At 75.8% G+C, this 16,604-nt stretch carries 19 protein-coding genes; 10 read left to right on the top strand and 9 right to left on the bottom strand.

Going from position 1 to position 16,604, the window contains the following annotated elements; all coding sequences use genetic code 11:
- Positions 1-73 precede the first annotated feature (73 nt).
- Positions 74-1,363, top strand: coding sequence for a cytochrome P450 (locus tag JD79_RS10840; RefSeq protein WP_211307929.1), 1,290 nt, complete (start codon positions 74-76; stop codon positions 1,361-1,363).
- The gene (locus JD79_RS10845) at positions 1,363-1,548 is read left to right on the top strand and encodes a ferredoxin (RefSeq protein WP_110005515.1); all 186 of its coding nucleotides are present in this window, start codon (positions 1,363-1,365) and stop codon (positions 1,546-1,548) included. Before JD79_RS10840 ends, JD79_RS10845 begins: the two co-directional genes overlap by 1 nt.
- Before the next feature lie 98 nt (positions 1,549-1,646).
- Here JD79_RS10845 and JD79_RS10850 read toward each other — a convergent pair whose 3' ends face one another.
- The 3 genes from JD79_RS10850 to JD79_RS22615 all read right to left on the bottom strand — a co-directional run bounded on the left by JD79_RS10850 (position 1,647) and on the right by JD79_RS22615 (position 4,713).
- Positions 1,647-2,792 (bottom strand): cystathionine gamma-synthase, encoded by a 1,146-nt coding sequence (locus JD79_RS10850; RefSeq protein ID WP_110005516.1) that lies wholly within the window; start codon positions 2,790-2,792, stop codon positions 1,647-1,649.
- A complete protein-coding gene (locus JD79_RS10855) occupies positions 2,789-4,171 on the bottom strand; it encodes a cystathionine beta-synthase (protein WP_110005517.1) in 1,383 nt (460 codons plus the stop codon). Before JD79_RS10855 ends, JD79_RS10850 begins: the two co-directional genes overlap by 4 nt.
- A 98-nt stretch (positions 4,172-4,269) precedes the next feature.
- The gene (locus JD79_RS22615) at positions 4,270-4,713 is read right to left on the bottom strand and encodes a hypothetical protein (RefSeq protein ID WP_170149177.1); all 444 of its coding nucleotides are present in this window, start codon (positions 4,711-4,713) and stop codon (positions 4,270-4,272) included.
- A 343-nt stretch (positions 4,714-5,056) separates the two neighbouring features.
- On the opposite strand from JD79_RS22615, the gene JD79_RS10865 reads away from it, so the two are divergent.
- The 5 genes from JD79_RS10865 (at position 5,057) to JD79_RS10885 (ending at position 9,004) form a co-directional block, all read left to right on the top strand.
- Entirely contained in the window at positions 5,057-6,067 is a 1,011-nt protein-coding gene (locus JD79_RS10865) for an aldo/keto reductase (RefSeq protein ID WP_110005519.1), read from the top strand.
- The gene (locus JD79_RS10870) at positions 6,064-6,861 is read left to right on the top strand and encodes an alpha/beta fold hydrolase (protein ID WP_245900011.1); all 798 of its coding nucleotides are present in this window, start codon (positions 6,064-6,066) and stop codon (positions 6,859-6,861) included. Before JD79_RS10865 ends, JD79_RS10870 begins: the two co-directional genes overlap by 4 nt.
- Positions 6,858-7,370 (top strand): XdhC family protein, encoded by a 513-nt coding sequence (locus JD79_RS10875; protein ID WP_110005520.1) that lies wholly within the window; start codon positions 6,858-6,860, stop codon positions 7,368-7,370. Before JD79_RS10870 ends, JD79_RS10875 begins: the two co-directional genes overlap by 4 nt.
- Before the next feature lie 2 nt (positions 7,371-7,372).
- Positions 7,373-8,716 carry an FGGY family carbohydrate kinase gene (locus tag JD79_RS10880; RefSeq protein WP_110005521.1) on the top strand — a complete coding sequence of 448 codons (1,344 nt, stop codon included), beginning with the start codon at positions 7,373-7,375 and terminating at the stop codon, positions 8,714-8,716.
- Between the two features lie 93 nt (positions 8,717-8,809).
- Positions 8,810-9,004, top strand: coding sequence for a hypothetical protein (locus tag JD79_RS10885; protein WP_110005522.1), 195 nt, complete (start codon positions 8,810-8,812; stop codon positions 9,002-9,004).
- Between the two features lie 58 nt (positions 9,005-9,062).
- Here the strand turns inward: JD79_RS10885 and JD79_RS10890 are convergent, their stop codons facing one another.
- Both JD79_RS10890 and JD79_RS10895 read right to left on the bottom strand, forming a co-directional pair.
- Positions 9,063-9,869 carry an inositol monophosphatase family protein gene (locus JD79_RS10890; RefSeq protein ID WP_110005523.1) on the bottom strand — a complete coding sequence of 269 codons (807 nt, stop codon included), beginning with the start codon at positions 9,867-9,869 and terminating at the stop codon, positions 9,063-9,065.
- Positions 9,870-9,891: 22 nt separating this feature from the next.
- Positions 9,892-10,068: a DUF2795 domain-containing protein gene (locus tag JD79_RS10895; protein WP_110005524.1), complete on the bottom strand. Its 177-nt coding sequence runs from the start codon at positions 10,066-10,068 to the stop codon at positions 9,892-9,894.
- Positions 10,069-10,121: 53 nt separating this feature from the next.
- Between JD79_RS10895 and JD79_RS10900 the strand changes: the two genes are divergently transcribed.
- Both JD79_RS10900 and JD79_RS10905 read left to right on the top strand, forming a co-directional pair.
- Positions 10,122-10,664 (top strand): DUF2087 domain-containing protein, encoded by a 543-nt coding sequence (locus JD79_RS10900; protein WP_110005525.1) that lies wholly within the window; start codon positions 10,122-10,124, stop codon positions 10,662-10,664.
- Between the two features lie 92 nt (positions 10,665-10,756).
- A complete protein-coding gene (locus tag JD79_RS10905; protein ID WP_110005526.1) occupies positions 10,757-11,383 on the top strand; it encodes a hypothetical protein in 627 nt (208 codons plus the stop codon).
- Here the strand turns inward: JD79_RS10905 and JD79_RS10910 are convergent.
- The 4 genes from JD79_RS10910 to JD79_RS10925 form a co-directional block, all read right to left on the bottom strand.
- Complete coding sequence (locus tag JD79_RS10910; RefSeq protein WP_110005527.1) at positions 11,380-11,811, bottom strand: VOC family protein; 432 nt, start codon at positions 11,809-11,811, stop codon at positions 11,380-11,382. The genes JD79_RS10905 and JD79_RS10910 overlap by 4 nt on opposite strands.
- Positions 11,812-11,821: 10 nt before the next feature.
- Positions 11,822-12,694 (bottom strand): ribosome small subunit-dependent GTPase A, encoded by an 873-nt coding sequence (gene rsgA, locus JD79_RS10915; protein WP_245900012.1) that lies wholly within the window; start codon positions 12,692-12,694, stop codon positions 11,822-11,824.
- A gap of 140 nt (positions 12,695-12,834) precedes the next feature.
- Positions 12,835-14,127 (bottom strand): 3-phosphoshikimate 1-carboxyvinyltransferase, encoded by a 1,293-nt coding sequence (gene aroA / locus JD79_RS10920; RefSeq protein WP_110005528.1) that lies wholly within the window; start codon positions 14,125-14,127, stop codon positions 12,835-12,837.
- Between the two features lie 54 nt (positions 14,128-14,181).
- Positions 14,182-15,645: an NAD-dependent succinate-semialdehyde dehydrogenase gene (locus JD79_RS10925; RefSeq protein WP_110005529.1), complete on the bottom strand. Its 1,464-nt coding sequence runs from the start codon at positions 15,643-15,645 to the stop codon at positions 14,182-14,184.
- Between the two features lie 148 nt (positions 15,646-15,793).
- On the opposite strand from JD79_RS10925, the gene JD79_RS10930 reads away from it, so the two are divergent.
- On the top strand, positions 15,794-16,540 hold the full coding sequence (locus JD79_RS10930) for an SOS response-associated peptidase (RefSeq protein ID WP_110005530.1): 747 nt from the start codon (positions 15,794-15,796) through the stop codon (positions 16,538-16,540).
- Positions 16,541-16,604 lie beyond the last annotated feature (64 nt).

The following is a 16,604-nucleotide window of genomic DNA, read 5'->3' on the forward strand; positions in this document are numbered from 1 at the left end:
GGTGTGTTGCTGATCACAGGACGTGGTCTCTAGGTTGACGGTCACTGCTGACCGTTGCCCCAGGAGGTCGTCCGTGAGCGTCGAGGCCCCGATCCCGCCGGCTGAGGTGGACCTGGCGACGGTGGACCTGTCCGACCGGGACTGGTGGGTGCGCCCGCCGGCCGAGCGGCACGCCGCGCTGGACCGGCTGCGCGCGGAGCGGCCCTTCGCCTTCTTCGCCGAGCCCGAGATCCCCGGCATCCCGGCCGGCCCCGGGTACCACGCGGTCACCCGCTACGCCGACCTCGAGGCCATCAGCTCGCAGCCGGCGGTGTTCTGCTCGGGCAGGGGCGCGGTGTCCATGCAGGACGTCCCGGCCGAGCTGCACGAGTTCTACGGCTCCCTGATCAGCATGGACGACCCGCGGCACGCCAAGATCCGCCGGATCGTCTCGAAGACCTTCACCCCGCGGATGCTCGAGCGGACGCTGGACTCGGTGCGCACGGTCGTCGACGACGTCCTGGCGCGGGCCCGGGCGACGGCGGAGGCGAACGACGGCGCCATCGACGTCGTCGCCGACCTCGCCGCGCCCATCCCGCTGCGGGTCATCTGCGACATGATGGGCGTCCCCGAGGCCGACCGGCCGGGCGTGCTGGCCAACTCCACCATCATCCTGTCCGGCGGCGACCCGGAGCTGATCGAGAACGACGACCCGTTCACCGCGTTCCTCACCGCCGGCATGGAGATGGCCGCGCTGATGGAGCGGCTGGCCGGCGAGCGGCTGGCCGACCCGCGCGACGACCTGACCACGGCGCTGGTCCGGTCCGAGGTCGACGGCGAGCGGCTCTCGCACCAGGAGATCGCCTCCTTCTTCATCCTGCTGCTGGTGGCCGGCAACGAGACCACCCGCAACGCCATCTCCCAGGGCCTGCTGACGCTCTCGGAGTGGCCGCAGGAGCGGGCGCGGTGGGCCGCCGACCCGTCCCTCGACCGCACGGGCGTCGAGGAGGTCGTGCGCTGGGTCAGCCCGGTGACCTGGATGCGCCGCACCGCCACGCAGGACGGTGAGATCGGCGGCCACCGCTTCACCGCGGGGGAGAAGTTCCTGCTCTTCTACAACGCCGCCAACCGCGACCCCGCGGTCTTCGCCGACCCGCAGCGCTTCGACGTCGGTCGCGACCCCAACCCGCACGTCGGCTTCGGCTCCCGGGGCCCGCACTTCTGCCTGGGCGCGCACCTGGCCCGCCGCGAGCTGCAGGTCACCTTCCGGGCCGTGTTCGAGCAGCTGCCCGACCTCGAGGTGACCGGCCCGCCGCGCCGGCTGGCGTCGTCGTTCGTCAACGGCCTCAAGCGGCTGCCGGCCCGGCTCGGCGGGACCCGCTGATGCGGGTCACCGCCGACCGCGAGCTGTGCGTGGGGTCGGGCGCCTGCGAGATGCTCGCCCCGGACGTCTTCGAGGTCGACGACGACGGCACCGTGCACGTGCTGCAGGACGAGCCGGACGATCCCGACCCCGTCCGGCAGGCCGCCCAGCAGTGCCCGACCCGCGCGCTGTCCGTGGAGGAGTGACGTGAGGACCCCGTCCTCCCCACCCTCGTGAGCTCAGGGCGGGAGCCCGTCCTCCCCACCCCTCGCGAGCTCGGGGCGGGAGCCTGGACGGGGCCGGGTCAGCGGAGGGCCTGCTCCAGGTCGGCGAGCAGGTCGTCGACGTCCTCGATGCCCACCGAGAGCCGGACCAGGTCGGCCGGCACCTCCAGCGGCGAGCCCGCGGCGCTGGCGTGGGTCATCCGGTGCGGGTGCTCCACCAGCGACTCGACGCCGCCCAGGGACTCGGCCAGCGTGAACAGCGTGAAGCGCTCGCACGCCCGCAGCGCCGCCTCTTCGCCGCCGGCCAGCCGGAACGACAGCATCCCGCCGAAGCCGGACATCTGCTTCGCCGCGATGTCGTGGCCGGGGTGGTCGGGCAGGCCGGGGTAGAGCACCCGCGAGACCGCCGGGTGCGCGAGGAGGTGCTCGGCGATCCGCGCGGCGTTGGCCTGGTGGCGGTCCATCCGCACGCCGAGGGTCTTGATGCCGCGCACCACCAGCCAGTCCGACAGCGGCCCGGAGACCGCGCCCATCGCGTTCTGGTGGTAGGCCAGTTGCTCGGCGAGGTCCCCGTCGCGGACGACGAGCGCCCCGCCGACGACGTCGGAGTGCCCGCCCAGGTACTTCGTCGTGGAGTGCACGACGACGTCGGCGCCCAGGGTCAGGGGCCGCTGCAGGTAGGGCGAGGCGAAGGTGTTGTCGACGACGAGCAGCGCGCCGGCCTCGTGGGCGATCTCGGCGGTGCGCGCGATGTCGGCGATGTTGAGCAGCGGGTTGGTCGGCGTCTCGCACCAGACCACCCGCGTCTCGGGCCGGATCGCCCCCCGCAGGGCGTCGGCGTCGTTGAGGTCGGCCGGCGTGTGCTCCACCCCCCAGCGCGAGGCCACCCGCGAGAGGAGCCGGAACGTGCCGCCGTAGGCGTCCCCGCCGAGGACGACGTGGCTGCCGGGCCGGCAGACGGTGCGCAGCAGCGTGTCCTCGGCGGCCAGCCCGGAGGCGAACGCCAGGCCCGCGGTGCCCTCCTCGAGCGAGGCGAGCAGGTCCTGCAGGGCGGTGCGGGTCGGGTTGCCGCTGCGGGCGTACTCGTAGCCGTCGCGCAGCCCGCCGACGCCGTCCTGCTTGAACGTCGTCGCCAGGTGGAGCGGGACGACGACGTCGCCGGTGGCCGGGTCGGGGTCCTGCCCGGCGTGGATCGCCCGGGTGTCGAAACCGGAGGAGTCGCTCACTTCGCCACCCCCGCGAGGTGGCCGAGGACGTCCTGGCGGGTGACGACGCCGGCGGGCTTGCCGTCGACGTGCACCACGAGGGCGTCGGCCTCGCCGAACTCGGCGACCGCGGCGCTGACCGGCTCACCCGAGCCGATGATCGGCAGCGGCCCGGACATGTGCTTCTCCACCCGGTCGGACAGCGACGCCCGTCCGGCGAACAGGGCGTCGAGCAGGACCTTCTCGTCGACCGACCCGACCACCTCGCCCGCGGTCACCGGCGGCTCGGCGCGGACGACGGGCAGCTGGCTCACCCCGTACTCGCGGAGGATGTCGATGGCGTCGCGGACGGTCTCGTTCGGGTGCGTGTGCACGAGGACCGGCGTGGCGCCGTCCTTGGCCTGCAGGAGCTCGCCCACGGTCTCGCCGGTGGTGACGTCGAGGAAGCCGTAGTCGGCCATCCACTGGTCGTTGAAGATCTTGTTCAGGTAGCCGCGGCCGCCGTCGGGCAGCAGCACCACCACGACGTCGTCCGGGCCGAGCTGCTCGGCCGTGCGCAGCGCGCCGACGACGGCCATGCCGCACGAGCCGCCGACCAGCAGCCCCTCCTCCCGGGCCAGCCGCCGGGTCATCGTGAAGGAGTCGGCGTCGGAGACCGGGACGATGTCGTCGGCGACCGAGCGGTCGTAGGCGTCGGGCCAGAAGTCCTCGCCGACGCCCTCGACCAGGTAGGGCCGGCCGGTGCCGCCGGAGTAGACCGAGCCCTCGGGGTCGACGCCGACCACGCGGACGCGGCCGTCGGAGGCCTCCTTGAGGTAGCGGCCGGTGCCGCTGATCGTGCCGCCGGTGCCGACGCCGGTGACGAAGCAGGTCACCCGGCCCTCGGTCTGCGCCCAGATCTCGGGGCCGGTGGTCTCGTAGTGCGAGCGCGGGTTGGCCGGGTTGGCGTACTGGTCGGGCTTCCAGCCGCCCGGCGTCTCGCGGGCCAGCCGGTCGGAGACCGAGTAGTAGGAGCGCGGGTCGGACGGGTCGACGGCGGTGGGGCAGACGACGACCTCGGCGCCGTAGGCCCGGAGCACGTTGATCTTCTCCTGGCCGACCTTGTCGGGGCAGACGAAGACGCACGAGTAGCCGCGCTGCTGGGCGACCAGCGCCAGGCCGATGCCGGTGTTGCCGCTGGTGGGCTCCACGATCGTGCCGCCGGGCCGCAGCGCGCCGCTGGCCTCCGCGGCGTCGACCATGCGGACGGCGACGCGGTCCTTCACCGAGCCGCCGGGGTTGAGGTACTCGACCTTGGCCAGCACCAGGGGCGCGTCCGGTCCCAGGTCGCGGGTCACCCGCGACAGCCGGACCAGCGGGGTGCCGCCGATCAGGTCGACGACGGACTCGGCGTACTGCACGCGGACCTCCTCGCCGGCGCTCCGGGGTGGGCGCCGTGTTCGCTCATCCCACCACCACCGGTGAGTTCCGGTCGCCCGCCGTCCTGACGGCCCTGCCGTCAGCTGACGGCAGGGCCGCCCTGGGCGCCGGCGGGGGTGTCCGGGAGTGCGTCCGTGGTCCGGGTGCCCGTCGTCGGGGTGCCCGTCGTCGGGGTGCCCGTCGTCGGGGTGCCCGTCGTCGGGGTGCCCGTCGTCAGGGCGTCCGTCGTCGGGGTGCCCGTCGTCAGGGCGTCCGTCGCGCGGACGTCCGAGCCGGTGGCCACCGACGCCGGAACGACCGGCTTGCGGGGCTCGCCGGCCAGCGCCGGGCGCACGTCGACCAGCTGCGCCACCAGCCCGGTGGCTCCCGGGCGCGCGTCGCTGGACGGGACCGGGTTCCGCCGCCGGCCCCGCGAGCGCAGCGCGGTGAGCAGGTCGAGCGCGGCCAGCGCGGAGGCGCCGACGAGCACGTTGCGCAGCTGGCGCTCCCGGGCGCCGCGGCGGTTGGACAGCGCGACCCCCATGGCGGTGAGGTCGACGGCGTCTCCGAGGACCCGGGTCCAGGCCCACCCGGCCGGCCGGCGAGCAGCCCGGCGGCGTGCGCCAGCTCCCGTGCGCCGACGGCGGTGATGACGGGCACGGCGACCGGGGAGTCGTCGACCCCGGCGAACCGGGCGACGCCGGTGGGGGACACCAGCATCGAGGTGCCGAGGCCCAGACTGGCCAGGCCGAGCAGTCGGGCGGTGCCGCGGGCGGGGCGCGAGCTCATGGGTCCTCCCGGAGGGTCGCTGCCGGGGCGGCTACCCGTGCCGGCGGGGCGGAAACGGCCGGTGGCGTGTCCGCTCCCGCCGGGACGAGGATGCGGGCATGACCTCTCCCGCCGCTCCCCGCACGCTCGGCCGGGACGGCCTGACCGTCTCCGCGCTCGGCCTGGGCTGCATGGGCATGAGCCAGATGTACGGCGCCGCCGACCGCGACGAGTCGATCGCCACCGTCCACCGGGCGCTCGACCTCGGCGTGACCTTCCTCGACACCTCCGACGTCTACGGCGACGGGCACAACGAGGAGCTGGTCGGCGAGGCGATCCGCGGCCGGCGCGAGGAGGTGCAGCTCGCGACGAAGTTCTCCCTGCGCCGCAACGACCGCGGGGGCATGGACATCGACGGCCGGCCCGAGAACGTGCGCGCCTGCGCCGAGGCCAGCCTGCGCCGGCTCGGGGTCGACGTCATCGACCTGTACTACCAGCACCGGGTGGACCCGCAGGTGCCGATCGAGGACACCGTCGGCGCGATGGCCGAGCTCGTGCAGCAGGGCACGGTCCGCCACCTCGGGCTGTCGGAGGCCTCGGCCGCCTCGATCCGGCGTGCGGTGACCGTGCACCCGATCGCGGCGCTGCAGAGCGAGTGGTCGCTGTGGACGCGGGACCTGGAGCGGGAGGTGCTGGCCGCCGCCCGCGAGGCCGGGATCGGCATCGTCCCGTTCAGCCCGCTCGGTCGCGGCTTCCTCACCGGCGCCATCACCAGCCCGGACGACTTCGCCGAGGACGACTGGCGGCGTACCCACCCGCGCTTCACCGGCGAGGCGTTCGCGGCCAACCTGCGCCTGGTCGACGCCGTCCGGGACCTGGCGACGGAGAAGGGCTGCACGCCCGGCCAGCTGGCGCTGGCCTGGGTGCTCGCGCAGGGCGACGACGTCGTCCCCATCCCGGGCACCAAGCGGCGGCCCTACCTGGAGGAGAACGCCGGGGCGCTCGCCGTCGAGCTGTCGGCCGCGGACCTGGCCCGCCTCGGTGAGATCGCCCCGCCCGGGGTCGCCGTCGGCGGCCGGTACGCCGACGCCGCCTACGCCTACGGCGACAGCCCCGAGCGCGCCGCGTGACCGCGTCCGTGTCCCTGCCCGCGGCCCACCTGCGGGTGCCCGGTGCCGACGGCGTCGGGGTCGCCGTCCACCGCTGGGGGGAGCCCGGCCACCTCCCGCCGGTCTACCTGCAGCACGGCTTCGTCGCCGACACCCGGCTCAACTGGGTCGGCACCGGGACGGTCGCGGTGCTGCTGGCGGCCGGGCGGGAGGTCGTGGGCGTCGACGCCCGCGGGCACGGCAGGTCGGACAAGCCGCACGACCCGGCCGCCTACGGCGAGCTCCGCATGGCCGACGACCTGCGGCGGGTCGCCGACGCGCTCGGTCACGACTCCTACGACCTGGCCGGCTACTCGATGGGGGCGACGGTCGCGATGCTGGTCGCGGTCGCCGACCGGAGGGTCCGCCGGCTGGTGGTCGCCGGGGCCGGCGCCGCCTTCGTCGAGCGCGGCGGCGCCGAGCGCCACGCCGTCCTGATGGCCGAGCTGGCCGACGCGCTGGAGGCGCCCGACGTCGCCGACGTGCGCACTCCCGCCACCGTTCCCTTCCGCCGGATGGCCGACGCCCTGGCCGCCGACCGGCGGGCCCTCGCCGCGCACGCCCGGGCGGTGCACACCCGGAGCGCCGACCTGGCCGCGATCACCGCGCCCACCCTGGTCCTCGCCGGCGACGCCGACCCACTCGCGGCCCGCCCCGGGACGCTCGCCGCCGCCATCCCGGGTGCCCGGGTGGCCGTCGTCCCGGGCGACCATGCCACCGCGCTCCGGGCGCCGGCCTTCGCCGCGGCGCTCGCCGGCTTCCTGGGGGAGCCGTGACCGACCCCGCCTGCGGTGTCGCGCACGGGGCGGCCGCCGGGGCGCCGGCCGGCCGGGTGCTGGTGGCGGTGTTCGACTCCCCGGTGGCCGCGGTGCTGCTGCGGTGGGCGCCGGAGCTCGGCTACCGCACCGTGCTGCTCGATCCCGATCCCGCCCGCGGGGCCGGCGTCGTCACGCTCGACGACCTCGTCCCGCACCTGGACGGCACGGACCTGTCCGACGCCGACGTCGTGGTCACCGACCACCACCGGCCCGAGCTCGGCGAGGTGCTGCGCGACGTGCTGGCCCGGCCGGTCCGCTGGGTGGGCGTCATGGGCAACCCCCGGCACGAGGGCCCCCACGTGGCGGCGCTGGCCGCGCTCGGGGTGCCGCCGGAGGAGGTGGCCCGGGTGCACCGGCCGATCGGGCTGGACATCGGCTCGCGTTCCCCGGCCGAGATCGCGCTGAGCACGCTGGCCGGGCTGCTGGCCGACCGCAACGGCCGGTCCGGCGCCCCGCACGGCCACTGACGGTGTCCGGCGTCCTGCTCGGCGCGGACCTGGGCACCAGCGGGCTCAAGCTCGTCGCGCTCGGGGAGGACGGCGGCACGGTCGCCGAGACCGAGGCCGGCTACGCGGTGGACAGCCCCCGGGAGGGCTGGGCCGAGTGCGCGGTCGGCACCTGGCGCGCCGCGTTCGACGACGCGCTGGCCCGGCTGCTGCCCGCGCTGGGCGGCCGGCCGGTGGCCGGGCTCGGCCTCTCGGGCCAGATGCACGGCACGGTGCTCGTCGACGACGCGGGCGCGGCCCTCGCGCCCGCGGTGCTGTGGCCCGACCGGCGCGCCGCGGCGGAGGTCGACCGGTGGCGGGCGCTGCCGGCCGGCGACCGGGCCGCGCTGGCCAATCCGCTGGTGCCGGGGATGACCGGGCCGGCGCTGGCCTGGCTGGCCGCACACCGCCCCGACCTGCTCGACCGCGCCGCCGCGGTGCTGCTGCCCAAGGACGCGTTCCGGGCGACCCTGCTGCCCGGCGCCGACCCGCGGGTCACCGACCGCAGCGACGCCTCGGCCACGCTGCTCTGGGACGTCGTCGCCGACGGCTGGTCGGCCGCCGCGCGGGCTGCGGCCGGGGTGCCGGCGGAGCTGCTGCCCGCGGTGCGGCCCTCGGCGGAGGTGACGGGGACCGCGGTGCTCGGCGGCGCCGAGGTGCCGGTCGTCGTCGGCGGCGGGGACACCCCGCTGGCGCTGCTCGCGGCCGGGACGTCCGGCGGGCTGCAGGTCAACCTCGGTACCGGCGCGCAGGTGCTGCGGCCCGGGTGGGTGCCCGCGCCCGCCGATGACCCGCCGGTGCACGGCTACGCCGACGCCGAGGACGGCTGGTACGCCATGGCCGCGCTGCAGAACGGCGGGTCGGCGTGGACCTGGGTGGCCGGCGTGTTCGGCGTGACGTCGGGGGAGCTGCTGGAGCTGGCCGCGACGTCGGCGCCCGGGGCCGGGGGAGCGGTGTTCCGGCCGTTCCTCACCGGTGAGCGCGGCGGGGTGGCCGGCCCCGCCGACCGGGCGGGGTGGAGCGGCCTGGGCGCCGGCACGACCCGCGCCGACCTCGCCCGCGCCGCCGTCGAGGGCGTGCTGTCGGCGGTCGCCGCCGCGGCGGGGCTCCTCGGCGGGGCGCCCCCCGGGCCGGTGGTCCTGACCGGGGGCGGGGGACGTTCGCCGCTGGTGCGGCAGGTGCTCGCCGACCTGTTGGGCCGGCCGGTCGCGTTCCTGCCGCTGCGCAGCGCGTCGGCCGTCGGGGCGGCGGTGCTGGCCGGGCGGGGCGTCGGCCTGGCCGTGGAGCCGCGACGGGCACCGGAGCCGCCGGTGCCGCCGCGGACCTGACCCGCGCGGGCGCGGGGAACGGCGCCCGCGCGGGATCCGTTGTCCCCGGTGACGGACCCAGGACGGGGTCCCCGGCGAGAGGAGGCGCACGAGATGGCGTCGGTGTTCGACAAGGTGGCCCAGTTCGCCCGCAGCGGGAAGGGCCAGCAGGTCCTGAAGCAGGCGTCGGCCAAGGCGCAGCAGGTGGCCAGGGACCCGAAGACGAAGGCGCGGATCGACGACGCCCGCCGCCGGCTCTCCGGTGGCCGCGGCACGGGGACGGGCGGGGGCACCACCCCCACCGTCTGAGCGACGCGCCGAGGACGGCGGCCCTCCCCGCTCTCCGGGGAGGGCCGCCGTCCTCGCGTCAGGCTGCCGGGTCGGGTAGCCGGAGGTGTCCCAGGGCCGCGTCGTGCAGCGCGCCGTTCGTGGCCAGCGCGCTGCCGCCGGCCGGGCCGTCGGCGCCGGTGAGGTCCGTGAAGCGCCCGCCGGCCTCCCGCACGATGACGTCGAGCGCGGCGAGGTCCCACAACGACACCTCGGGCTCGCAGGCCACGTCGACCGCCCCCTCGGCCAGGAGCACGTAGCTCCAGAAGTCGCCGTAGGCGCGGGTGCGCCACACCGACCGGGTCAGGTCGAGGAAGCCGCCGAGCAGGCCACGCTCCTCCCAGCCGGACAGGCTGGAGTAGGACAGGCTGGCGTCGGTCAGGTCGGTGACGCCGGAGACACGGCAGCGGGTGGCCGACTCCAGGCGCCGGCCGGTCCAGGCGCCGACGTCCTTGGCCGCCCACCAGCGCCGGTTGAGCGCCGGCGCGGAGACCAGGCCGACCACTGCCTCGTCGCCGTCGAACAGCGCGATGAGCGTGGCCCACACCGGCACGCCGCGGACGAAGTTCTTCGTCCCGTCGATCGGGTCGAGCACCCAGCGCCGCGGGCCGTGGCCGGTCACGCCGAACTCCTCGCCGAGCACCGCGTCACGCGTGCGGGCACGGGCCAGGGTGATCCGCAGTTGCTCCTCGACGGCGCGGTCGGCGTCGGTGACCGGCGTGAGGTCCGGCTTCGTCTCGACGGTGAGGTCGAGGGCCCGGAAGCGCTCCATGCTGATCGAGTCCGCCTGGTCGGCGAGCACGTGCGCGAGGTGCATGTCCCCCGTGAAGTCCCGGCCCGGTGTCATGGGCACCGAACCTAGCCGGGCGTCAGCCGAAGACGGCGGCACTCACGCCGCTGGGCCCCTCGTACTCCCGGTCGTCGATCTTCTTGAGCGCCTCCAGCACCTCCTCGTCGCTCCCCTTGGCCTGCTCGAGGATCTGCTCCTTGGTCGCCGGGTAGTCCATGCCCTTGAGGGCCTTCTGGATGTCGATGGGGCTCACCATGACGTCCCGCTACCCCCGCCCACGTGCTCCGATGCGCGGATACCGTCGCTCCCGTGGAGGCGGCGACGATCGTGGGGCTGCTGGCCGACCCCACCCGGTTGAGGGTGGTGGCGGCCCTGGCCCTGGGCGCGGGGACGATCGAGGAGGTCGCCGACGCCTCGGGCCTCGCGCTCAAGGACGTGGCCCTGGCCGCCCGCCGCCTCGCCCGCGCCGGGCTGGTGCGCCGCGACGGGCACGTCCTCGAGCTGCTGACCGACCGCTTCGGCGCCGCCGCCCGGGCCGCGGCCGCCTCCGCGCCGCCGCCGGAGCCGCTGTCGGACGACCCGGCCGAGTCCGCGGTCCTCGCCGCGTTCATCCGCGACGGCCGGCTGACCACCATCCCGGCGCAGCGAAGCAAGCGGCGCGTCGTGCTCGAGCACGTGGTGCGGGTGTTCGAGGTCGGCGTCCGCTATCCGGAGCGGGAGGTCAACGCCCTGCTGGGTGTGTGGCACCCCGACACCGCGGCGCTGCGGCGCCACCTGGTCGACGAGGGGCTGCTGTCCCGCGAGGCCGGGCTGTACTGGCGCTCGGGCGGCTGGGTCGACGTCGGCCCGTAGTGCCCGGCCGGACGCTCGTGCTCTGCCCCCGATGTGGACCAGAGCACGACTACTCGCAGGACAGGTGTCCGGCCGGGGCCCACACTGCGCACGTGCCCGACGCCGACGACCTCCGCGCGCTCGCCCGGTCCTCCCCGGACCGGTGGACGACGCTGCGCTTCACCGAGCGCCGCCGACACGGGACCACGTGGTCCGGGCCCGTCCGCGGGTGGCTGCGCCGGCCCGACCTGCTGCGCGTCGAGGACGCCGACGGGCGGCTGCTCGAGGTCGTCCGGGAGGTCGGCGCGGACCACGACCCGATGTGGCAGGACTACCGCTGGGTCGCCGAGCTGCGGCCGCTCGAGCTCGCCGACGGCCTGGACGACGAGCTGGGCCCGCCGCTGGTGGTCGAGGCCGTGCGGGAGGTCGAGCACGCCGGCCGGGCGGCCTGGGAGGCACTCGTCGTCCCGACCGACGCCTACGAGCCGCGGTGCGGGTGCTGCCCGCTGCTGCGCAGCCGCCGGGTCGACGAGCTGGAGTGGGGCAGCGTCCCCGAGGGGACGGAGTACCCCAGCGCGTCGCTCGTCCGGCTCGACCTGCAGACCGGGGTGTGCGTGTGGGCGGAGGCCCTCGACGGCACCTTCGCGGGGGACACCCACGACCTGCGCATCGAGGCGGTCGACGAGCCGATGACCGACGACCTGTTCCGCCGGCCCCGCCGCCAGGGCGCCCTCGGCTAGGACAACCGCACGGTCCCGTCGGGGTCGACCGACCAGCCGGGGTTGTGCCCGATCTCCCAGACGACGCCGTTCGGGTCGCGCACCAGCGCGTGGAAGACGCCACCGAACGCGCCCTCCTCCGGGGCGGTCAGCACCGTGCCGCCCGCGGCCGCCATGCGGTCGGCCAGCGCGCGGACCGCGTCGCGGTCGCCGACGTTGTGCGCCAGCGTCACGCCCGACACCTCCGGCCGCGCCGGGCCGGTGCCGAGGTCCTGGGCGAACTGGGCCGTCTCGAAGAACGCCAGGACCGTCCCCGGCGCGACCTGGAAGAACAGGATCTCCCCGGGCACGTCGAGCAGCGGCGTCCAGCCGAGGCCCTCGACGTAGAACCGCCGGGCGGCGTCGAGGTCGGCGGTGGCCAGGGTGAGGAAGTGGACCTGCGGCTCCACCGGGCGCCTCCTAGTGCGTCGGGCCGGTCTGGCCGACCGCGTCGAGCAGCCGCCGGACACTGGCCAGCCGCTCGGCGCGGCCGGGTGGTCCGCCGGCGGCCCAGGCGTCCAGCGCGCAGTCCGGGTCGTCGGCCGAGTGGCCGCAGCCGGGCGGGCAGTCGACCGCGGCCTCGGCGAGGTCCTCGAACGCGCCCACCACGTCGTCGGCCGTGACGTGCGCCAGCCCGAGCGAGCGGATGCCGGGGGTGTCGACGATCGTGCCCCCGCCGGGCAGGTCGAACAGCACCGCCGACGACGACGTGTGCCGTCCCTTGCCGATCTTGCTCACCACGCCGATGGCCCGGTCGGCGTCGGGCACCAGCCGGTTGACCAGCGTCGACTTGCCCACCCCGGACTGGCCGACGAACACGCTGGTGCGGTCGGTCAGGCGCTCGAGCAGCGGGTCCAGCGGCGTCTCGCGCGACACCGGCACCGCGCCGACGTCGAGCCCGGCGTAGCGGTCCAGCAGCGTCTGGGGGCTGGCCAGGTCGGTCTTGGTGAGGCAGAACAGCGGCTCGAGCCCCCCGGCGTAGGCGGCCACCAGGCACCGGTCGAGGAACCCCAGCGCCGGGTCGGGGTCGGTCACCGAGGTGACGACGACGAGCTGCTCGGCGTTGGCGACGACCACCCGCTCGGTGGGGTCGGTGTCGTCGGCCGTGCGCCGCAGCGACGTCGTCCGGTCCTCGATGACCACGATCCGGGCCAGGGTGTCCGGGCGGCCGGTGGTGTCCCCGACCAGCCGCACCCGGTCCCCGACGACGACGCCGTGCTTCCCGAGCTCGCGGGCGCGCATCGCGGTGACCTCGGCCGGGGCGCCGCCGGCCCCCTCGACCCGCACCGTCATGCGGCCGCGGTCGACGCCGACGACCAGCCCCGGGACGGCGTCGCTGTGCGCCGGGCGGGTGCGGGTGCGCGGCCGCGAGCCGCGCCGGTTGGGCCGGACCCGGACGTCGTCCTCGTCCGACCGGCTGTCGTGCCGGCGGCTCAGGAGGCCACCCCCGCCGCGGCCGAGAGCATCCCGGCCCAGCGCTCGCGGAAGTCCGGCAGCGTCTTGGTGACCGCCTCGGGCCCGGACACCCGGACACCGTCGACGGCCAGGCCGAGGACGGCGGCGGCCATGACCATCCGGTGGTCGGCGTAGGAGTCCAGCAGCGCCGGCCGCAGCGGGCCCGGCTCGATCTCCAGCCCGTCGGGCAGCTGCCGCACCCGGGCACCGACCGCGGTGAGCACCTCGTCGAGGGCCTGCAGCCGGTCGGTCTCGTGGCCGCGCAGGTGCCCGATGCCGGTCAGCCGGGAGGGGCCGTCGGCCAGCGCGCACAGCGCCGCGAGCACCGGCGTCAGCTCCCCGACGTCGCCGAGGTCGGCGACCAGCGGGGCGACGCGGCCGGTGCCGGTGACCTGCAGGCCGTCGGGCGTGCGCTCGACCTCGGCGCCCATGGCGGCCAGCAGGCGGTCGAGCTGCGCGCCCGGCTGGGTGGTGACGGCGGGCCAGTCGGGCACGGTCACCCGGCCGCCGGTGACCAGCGCGGCGGCGAGGAACGGGGCGGCGTTGGACAGGTCGGGCTCGACGACGCGGTCGAGTGCGGCGACCGGCCCGGGCGACACCCGCCACCCCCGGTCGGTGGCGGTGACCTCCACGCCGTGCTCGCGCAGCGCGAGGACGGTCATCTCGACGTGCGGCATCGACGGCACCCCGCCGGTGAGCGTCAGGTCGATCCCGTCGGTGAACCGCGCGGCGGCCAGCAGCAGCCCCGAGACGATCTGCGAGGACTCGCTCGCGTCGACCGTGACCGCTCCGCCGCGCACCGCGCCGGTGCCGGAGACGGTGAACGGCGCCCGGCCGCGACCGCCGTCGTCGACCGGGACGCCGAGGTCGCGCAGGGCCGCGATGAGCCCGGCGTTGGGGCGCTCGCGCAGTCGGGGGTCGCCGTCGAACCGGACCGGGCCGTCGGCCAGCGCGGCCACCGGTGGGAGGAACCGCAGCACGGTGCCGGCGAGCCCGGCGTCGACCTCGGCCGGCCCGCGCAGCTCCCCGGGCGTGACCAGCCAGTCGGGGCTCGCGGAGGGGCCGTCCTCGGCGATGCCGACGCCCAGCGCGCGCAGGCCGGCGGCCATCAGGTCGGTGTCGCGGGCGCGCAGGGGCCGCACGATCCGGCTCGGCCCGTCGGCCAGTGCCGCGAGGACCAGCGCCCGCGCGGTGATCGACTTGGACCCGGGCAGCGGGACGTGCGCCGCCACGGGCGTCGGGCGGTGCGGCGTCGTCCAGACCTGGCTCACGGGTCCATCCTGCCCGTGGCGCCCGGCCCGGAGGACAGCCGCACCGCCCACCGCTCAGCCGCCGACCGGCCGGTCGGCCTTCTTCACCGGCACCGTGCGGACCAGCCGCCGGTTGGCGAACTCGAACATGGCCAGCTCGGAGAGCTCGCGGCCGTAGCCGGAGCGCTTCACACCGCCGAAGGGCAGCTCGGGGGAGGAGCCGGTCGGCTGGTTGATCCACACCATGCCGGCCTCGAGCCGCTCGGCCACCGAGCGGGCGCGGTCGAGGTCGCTGCTCATCACGGTGGCGCCGAGGCCGAAGTCGCTGTCGTTGGCCAGCGCGACCGCCTCGTCGGCGTCCTTCACCTTGTAGACGACGGCCGCGGGGCCGAACAGCTCCTCGCGGAAGGCCCGCATCTCCGGGGTGACGTCGGTGAGGATGGTGGCCTCGACGAAGGCGCCGGGGTGCTCGGGACGCGTGCCGCCGGTGACGACGGTGGCGCCCTTGTCGATCGCGTCCTGGATCTGCGCGTGCAGGTCCTTCGCGGCCCGCTCCGACGACAGCGGGGCCAGCGACGTCGACGGGTCGGACGGGTCGCCGGGGGAGAACGTCGAGAACGCCTGCTTGAGGCCCTCGACGAAGGGCTCGTAGAGCTCCTCGGTGACGATCAGCCGCTTGGAGGCGGTGCAGGCCTGCCCGGTGTTCTGCATCCGGCCCATGGTCGCGGCCTTCACCGTGGCGCCGAGGTCCTCGGCGTCGAGCACGATGAACGGGTCGCTGCCGCCGAGCTCGAGCACCGACTTCTTGAGGTACTTGCCCGCCAGGGCCCCGACGGCGCTGCCGGCCCGCTCGCTGCCGGTGAGGGTCACGCCCTGGATGCGGGGGTCGGCGATGACCTGCTCGACGTCGTCGATCTTCAGGAAGGTGTTGGTGAAGACGCCCTCGGGCGCGCCGGCGTCGGTGAACAGCTGCTCGATGGCCACCGCGCACTGCGGGGTGATCTCGGCGTGCTTGAGGATGACGGTGTTGCCCAGCACGAGGTTCGGGCCGGCCACGCGGACCACCTGGTAGAAGGGGTAGTTCCACGGCTCGATGGCCAGCAGGACGCCGATCGGCCGGGTCTCGACGACCGCCTCGCCCTTGCCCATCAGCGGGGTGATCCGGGTGGGCTCGAGGAAGCCGGGGCCGTTGTCGGCGTAGTACTTGAGGATCATCGAGCAGAGGTAGAGCTCGCCCGTGGCCTCCTCCTGCCGCTTGCCCATCTCGGTGGTGATGAGCCGGGCGAGGTCGTCGCGCCGCTCGTCCATCAGCTCGGCGGCCCGCCGGACGACGGCGGCGCGCTCCTCGACCGGCCGCAGGCGCCACTCCTGGTAGGCGGCGTGGGCGCGCTCGACGATGCCGTCGATGGCCTCGGTCGGCGTGAAGTCGAACTCCTTCTCGACCTGGCCGGTGAAGGGGTTGACCGTCGCGTAGCGCCGCTCGGCGGACTCGCTCGCGGTCTTCGGCTGCTCGTGCGGGGGGTTCTGGGTCGCGGTCACGCGGGTGATCCTCGTCTCTGCTCGTCGTGGTCTCCACCCCGGGCGTACCCCGTGCCCTGCAGCACAGTCGCGCTGTCAGCGGTCCCGCCTAGAGTCGGTCCCGCGGTCCCGACCGGGGCCGGCCCGACAGCAGCCGGGAGGACCAGCCATGTGCGGTCGCTACGCCGCCAGCCGCCGTCCCGAGGACCTCGTCGTCGAGTTCGAGGCGGTCCCCGCCGAGGGCCAGCAGCCGCTGCCGGCCGACTACAACGTGGCGCCGACCAAGGACGTCTACGTGGTCCGCACCAAGCGCGAGCGCGATCCCGAGGGCAGCCCGACCGGCGCCGGGCACCGCGAGCTGCGCGCGGTCCGCTGGGGGCTGGTGCCCTCGTGGGCCAAGGACGTGTCGGTGGGCAACCGGCTGCTCAACGCCCGCGTCGAGTCGCTGACGGAGAAGCCGGCGTTCCGCTCGGCCGCCCGGTCCCGGCGCTGCCTGGTGCCGGCCGACGGCTGGTACGAGTGGCAGAAGAAGCTCGACTCCCCGGGCAAGCAGCCGTTCTTCATCACGCCGGCCGACGGGTCGGTGCTCGCGATGGCCGGGCTCTACGAGGTGTGGGGAAGGGGCGAGGACCGGCTCTACACCTGCACCGTGGTCACCGCGCCCGCCGTCGGGGCGCTCACCGAGATCCACGACCGCATGCCGCTGGTCTTGCCGCGAGAGCGGTGGGCCGACTGGCTCGACCCGGCCCGCGACGACGTCGAGGCGCTGACCGAGCCCACCCCGCCGTCGGTGGTCGAGGCCCTCGAGCTGCGCCCGGTCGCCACCGCGGTCAACAACGTCCGCAACAACGGCGCCGAGCTGGTGACCCGCGTCGAGGGCACCAGCGCCCCGGCCGACCAGCCCGCGCTCTTCTGAGGAGCCGTCCCCTGAGCGAGCGCGCCCCCGTCGTCGCATCCACCGGTGCCGCCACCGGTGCCGC

It is taken from the genome of Geodermatophilus normandii, from assembly GCF_003182485.1.
In the GTDB taxonomy this organism is placed as follows: domain Bacteria; phylum Actinomycetota; class Actinomycetes; order Mycobacteriales; family Geodermatophilaceae; genus Geodermatophilus; species Geodermatophilus normandii.

Excerpts from the sequence above, each read along its gene's own strand:
- JD79_RS10845 (WP_110005515.1), top strand. The coding sequence starts at position 1,363 with ATGCGGGTCACCGCCGACCGCGAGCTGTGCGTGGGGTCGGGCGCCTGC.
- JD79_RS22615 (WP_170149177.1), bottom strand. The coding sequence starts at position 4,713 with ATGGGGGTCGCGCTGTCCAACCGCCGCGGCGCCCGGGAGCGCCAGCTG.
- JD79_RS10865 (WP_110005519.1), top strand. The coding sequence starts at position 5,057 with ATGACCTCTCCCGCCGCTCCCCGCACGCTCGGCCGGGACGGCCTGACC.
- JD79_RS10885 (WP_110005522.1), top strand. The coding sequence starts at position 8,810 with ATGGCGTCGGTGTTCGACAAGGTGGCCCAGTTCGCCCGCAGCGGGAAG.
- JD79_RS10890 (WP_110005523.1), bottom strand. The coding sequence starts at position 9,869 with ATGACACCGGGCCGGGACTTCACGGGGGACATGCACCTCGCGCACGTG.
- JD79_RS10895 (WP_110005524.1), bottom strand. The coding sequence starts at position 10,068 with ATGGTGAGCCCCATCGACATCCAGAAGGCCCTCAAGGGCATGGACTAC.
- rsgA (WP_245900012.1), bottom strand. The coding sequence starts at position 12,694 with ATGACGGTGCGGGTCGAGGGGGCCGGCGGCGCCCCGGCCGAGGTCACC.
- JD79_RS10930 (WP_110005530.1), top strand. The coding sequence starts at position 15,794 with ATGTGCGGTCGCTACGCCGCCAGCCGCCGTCCCGAGGACCTCGTCGTC.